The following is a 3,772-nucleotide window of genomic DNA, read 5'->3' on the forward strand; positions in this document are numbered from 1 at the left end:
GGCAACTGGCAGTTCGCGTGCCTCGACTACTACCGGCCGCCCAAGGGCGTGAAGGACCGCTGCGTGAAGGCGGAGCCCTTCCCGGCGGTGCTGGAGCGGCAGGTCGCGAAGGTGGAGGCGCTGGCGCTTCCCATCCGGCCGTCCGGGCCCGGCCGTGGGCCCCGGCCACCGGGCCACCCGAGGGGCCGCAAGGGCGGGGTCGTGATAAAGGGCCGGCGTGCGTTCCTTCTGTGTCCGGTGTCTGCGTCCTGAGAGCGCGTGCTACTGCGCGCACGTTCCCCAACTGGAGACGCGCACGCGCGTGGTGTTCCTGCAGCACCCCCGGGAGCGGCGCGTGGCCATTGGCACCGCGCGCATGGCCCACCTGTCGCTGCCCAACTCCGAATTGCACCGGGGCGTGGACTTCACCGGCCACGCGCGCCTGGAGGAGCTGGCCCGCAACCCCGAGCGCGTCGCGGTGCTCTTCCCCGGCGAGGACGCCATCTCCGTCGAGGACGCGCGGGCGAACCCGCCGGAGACGCTCATCGTCGTGGACGGCACGTGGCCGCAGGCGAAGAAGGTGGTGATGCGCAACCCGGTGCTCGCGGGCCTGCCGCGCATCGGCTTCGTGCCGCGCCGCCCGAGCAACTACCGCATCCGCGCCGAGCCCGCCGACCACTGCGTCTCCACCATCGAGGCGGTGGCCGAAATCCTGGGGCAACTCGAAGGCCGCCCGGAGCACTTCGACCGGATGCTGGGCGCGTTCGAGTTCATGGTGGACACGCAGCTGGAGCGGCAGGAGACGCGCGCGGGGCCCGGCCGCCGGCGCATCTACAAGGGCGAGTGGCGGCCGCCGCTGGAGCTGCGCTCGCTGGCGGATGCGGCGGACCACCTGGTCCTGTTCTACGCGGAGGCCAACGCGCACCCCCTGGAGGAGGACATCCCGCCAGAGCTGGTGCACCTGGTCGCGCGCCGGCTCACCACGGGGGAGTGCTTCGAGGCGGTCATCGCCCCGGAGCAGCCGCTCGCGCACAGCACGCCGCTGCATGTCGAGTTGTCGGAGGAGGTCCTTCGCGCCGGGGAGCCCCGCAAGGAGGCGCTCGCCCGCTTCGAGGCGTTCCTGCGGCCGGAGGATGAGCTGACGGTGTGGACGACCTTCGCCCTGGACCTGCTGTGGAATGGCGGCCTGTCGCGCAAGGCGGCGCGCAACGTGCGGCTCGCCACGGCGCGGGCGCTCAAGGGCAAGGCAGGCGGGGTGGAGCAGGCGGTGGAGATGCTCAGCGCGCCCGCCGTGGCGCCGTGGGCCCGGGGCCGCGCGGGTCGTCGCATCGCCGCGCTGGAGTCCGTGGTGCGGGAGCTGGTGGACCGGGGCCGTGCGACCACGCCCCCCGTGCGCCTGCCGCGTACCGGCTCCGAGGGCTGAGCGCTACTGGCCCAGGCGCGCGGTGCCGACGCGGGCGCCCAGCGTCGTCGAACCGGAGCGCCAGGGTTGGGCCTGCTCGCGCACCCAGCGCCCGAACCGGGCGATGAGGTAGCAGCTGGCGAGCAGCGCCACGGAGACGCCCAGCGCCGCGGCGAGTCCCAGCCGGGGCCCGATGCGCTGCCCCAGGCCCGCGATGTCCGCCCAGCCGTACACGATGGGCAGGTGCAGCACGTAGAGCCACAGCGACAGCCGGCCCAGCGGTGCCAGCAGCCCGCTCACCCGCTGCGGCAGCAGGTTCACCGCGCCCAGCACCAGCAGGCCCTGCGCCACGCGGTACATCACCATCGTGGGGCTCGTGGGCGTCCACTCGACGGGCACCCACCGGGTGAGCGCCAGCAGCCCTCCGCCCAGCGCGATGAGCGCGAGCCCCTGCGGCCAGCCCGGCTTCAACACATGCAGGCCGTGCGCGGCGAAGGCCCCCGCGAAGAAGAAGCCCGCCCAGGGGAAGAACGGGAAGCGGCTGCCCTCGCCATTGCCGATGAACTGCTGCACCGGCACCGGCAGGTGCGCGCCCGCCTTCCACAGCACGGCGCTCGCCAGCGGGATGCCCACCCCGAGCCCGGCCAGCAGCAGCGCCCGCGCGCTCCGGTTCGGCGTCAGCACCAGCACGAACGCCCCCAGCAGGAGCGCGGCGCCAATGCACTGGAGCGCGTCGAACTGGAAGACCTTGGCCAACATCGCGTCGGAGTAGCCCAGGTCGCGCACCGCGCCCCAGCCCGGCCAGTGCAGCAGGTACCCCAGGAACAACAACAGGAGCGCCCGGCGGAACCGACGACCGAAGGAGTCCTTCGCGGCGCCGGGCTTCGTGCCCAACGCCATCACCACCGCCCAGCCGCTCACGAGCAGGAACAGCGGCGCGGTGATGCCCCGCAGCTCCCAGTAGCGTTGGATCCACGGGTGGTCGCGGAGCGCGGGTGCCAGCAGCGCGTCCAGCGTGTGTCCCATCACCATGGCGACAACAGCCAGGCCCCGCGCACCATCGAGCGCGGGGTGACGGGTTTGCCGGAAGCTGAGCGAAGGGCCGAGTCCGTTCAAAGCGCTCGCGAGCATAAGCCCACCTTCGGGCTCCGTCTCCAAAACGCACCAACCGTGGGGGTTGGCAGGCGTGGAAACCGGCCCGGATTTCACTCACAGACGGAGGGCGCGCGGCTGTCGGTGGATGCTACAGGATGGCCGCATGGTCCCGCGTACCGCCCTCGCCGCCGCCCTCGTGCTCCTCGCCCCGGCCCCTGGCCTCGCCGCCGACGGCGATGACTGGTTCGGACCCGACAAGCCCAAGCACTTCGCGGCCTGCCTGGCCGCCACCGGCGTGGGCTATGGCGCGGGCGCGTTCCTCTTCGACTCGCCGGGTGCGCGGGCCCTCACCGGCGTGGGCCTGGGGTTGGGCGTGGGGATTGGCAAGGAGGTCTATGACCGCGCCCGGGGCAGCTCCTTCTCCCTGAAGGACCTGGCGTGGGACACCGCCGGCACCGCCACCGGGCTGGTGGCCGCGTTCCTCGTGGACCGCTTCATCACCGAGGTGCTGCTGCCCCCACCCCGGAGCGTCGCCGTCGGGCGCGACGGTGGCCGGAGCGGCGGGGGGAGCGGCAGGTCGGGCGCGGCGCTCCACGAACTTCAGCAGCAGGTCGCGTTGCAGGCGCGGCTCCACGAGCAGCAGGCGGCCCTCGGGGTCGTCGCTGTCGGAGACGAGCACGGTCACCTGGCGGCGCGGGCACTGGTTCATGCAGCCGGTGGGCGTGACGCGCACCTGGTCGGCGAGGCCCCGGTCCGCCAGCTCTCCCTGGAGCCAGCGCGGCAGGTCCTGCCCTCCGCCCCGGGCACTCTTCGACAGGCATTTGCGACAGACGAGCACGTCCACCTCACGCCCCTTGCCGCCCGTGTCGTCCTGCATCCGTCGTCCTCCGTGTCCTTCGCTGTCAGTCCGCGCTCCCGCTTCCAGGCGGATGCCCCGGTCCGGGTTCCCGGCGCGCTGCCGGAACCGTGATGGAAGAGAAGGGGTAGCGCCCCGCCCCGTGTTCCGCAGGGGCCACGTGTCCCGCCCGCCGGGTCGCTGCCCGGGCAGCCGCCGGACTGATGGACACCGGTAGTCCAGGTGCGGGGTGCGGCGTTTTGCCTCGGAACAGGAGCCCCTGGGGCCTGTTAATTTGGGGCCGCACTGTATCGCTCGCGGAAGGTCCCCCACGTGCTGCGAAATCGACTGCTCCCCTGGTTCACCCTGTCGGCCCTCGGTGTGGGCGCGCTCGCCGGTTGTGAGCGCGCCTCCGGAACTCCCGCCGAGGCTCCTCCCGCGCCCCCCGTGGCGGTGGTGAC

3 protein-coding genes and 1 pseudogene are annotated in these 3,772 nt (G+C 73.1%); 3 read left to right on the top strand and 1 reads right to left on the bottom strand.

What is annotated here, in order from left to right; genetic code table 11:
* Positions 1 to 126: pseudogene (locus D7X12_RS40140) on the top strand (alpha-ketoglutarate-dependent dioxygenase AlkB); the annotation flags it as partial.
* A 91-nt stretch (positions 127 to 217) separates the two neighbouring features.
* Positions 218 to 1,402: a tRNA-uridine aminocarboxypropyltransferase gene (locus tag D7X12_RS40145; protein WP_120630407.1), complete on the top strand. Its 1,185-nt coding sequence runs from the start codon at positions 218 to 220 to the stop codon at positions 1,400 to 1,402.
* Between the two features lie 3 nt (positions 1,403 to 1,405).
* On the opposite strand, the gene D7X12_RS40150 is transcribed toward D7X12_RS40145, so the two are convergent.
* The gene (locus D7X12_RS40150; RefSeq protein WP_244225069.1) at positions 1,406 to 2,413 is read right to left on the bottom strand and encodes an acyltransferase family protein; all 1,008 of its coding nucleotides are present in this window, start codon (positions 2,411 to 2,413) and stop codon (positions 1,406 to 1,408) included.
* Positions 2,414 to 2,639: 226 nt separating this feature from the next.
* On the opposite strand from D7X12_RS40150, the gene D7X12_RS40155 reads away from it, so the two are divergent.
* Complete coding sequence (locus tag D7X12_RS40155) at positions 2,640 to 3,446, top strand: YfiM family lipoprotein (RefSeq protein WP_208719605.1); 807 nt, start codon at positions 2,640 to 2,642, stop codon at positions 3,444 to 3,446.
* The last annotated feature ends 326 nt before the right edge of the window (positions 3,447 to 3,772 follow it).

Source organism: Corallococcus sicarius, from assembly GCF_003611735.1.
Lineage (GTDB): Bacteria > Myxococcota > Myxococcia > Myxococcales > Myxococcaceae > Corallococcus > Corallococcus sicarius.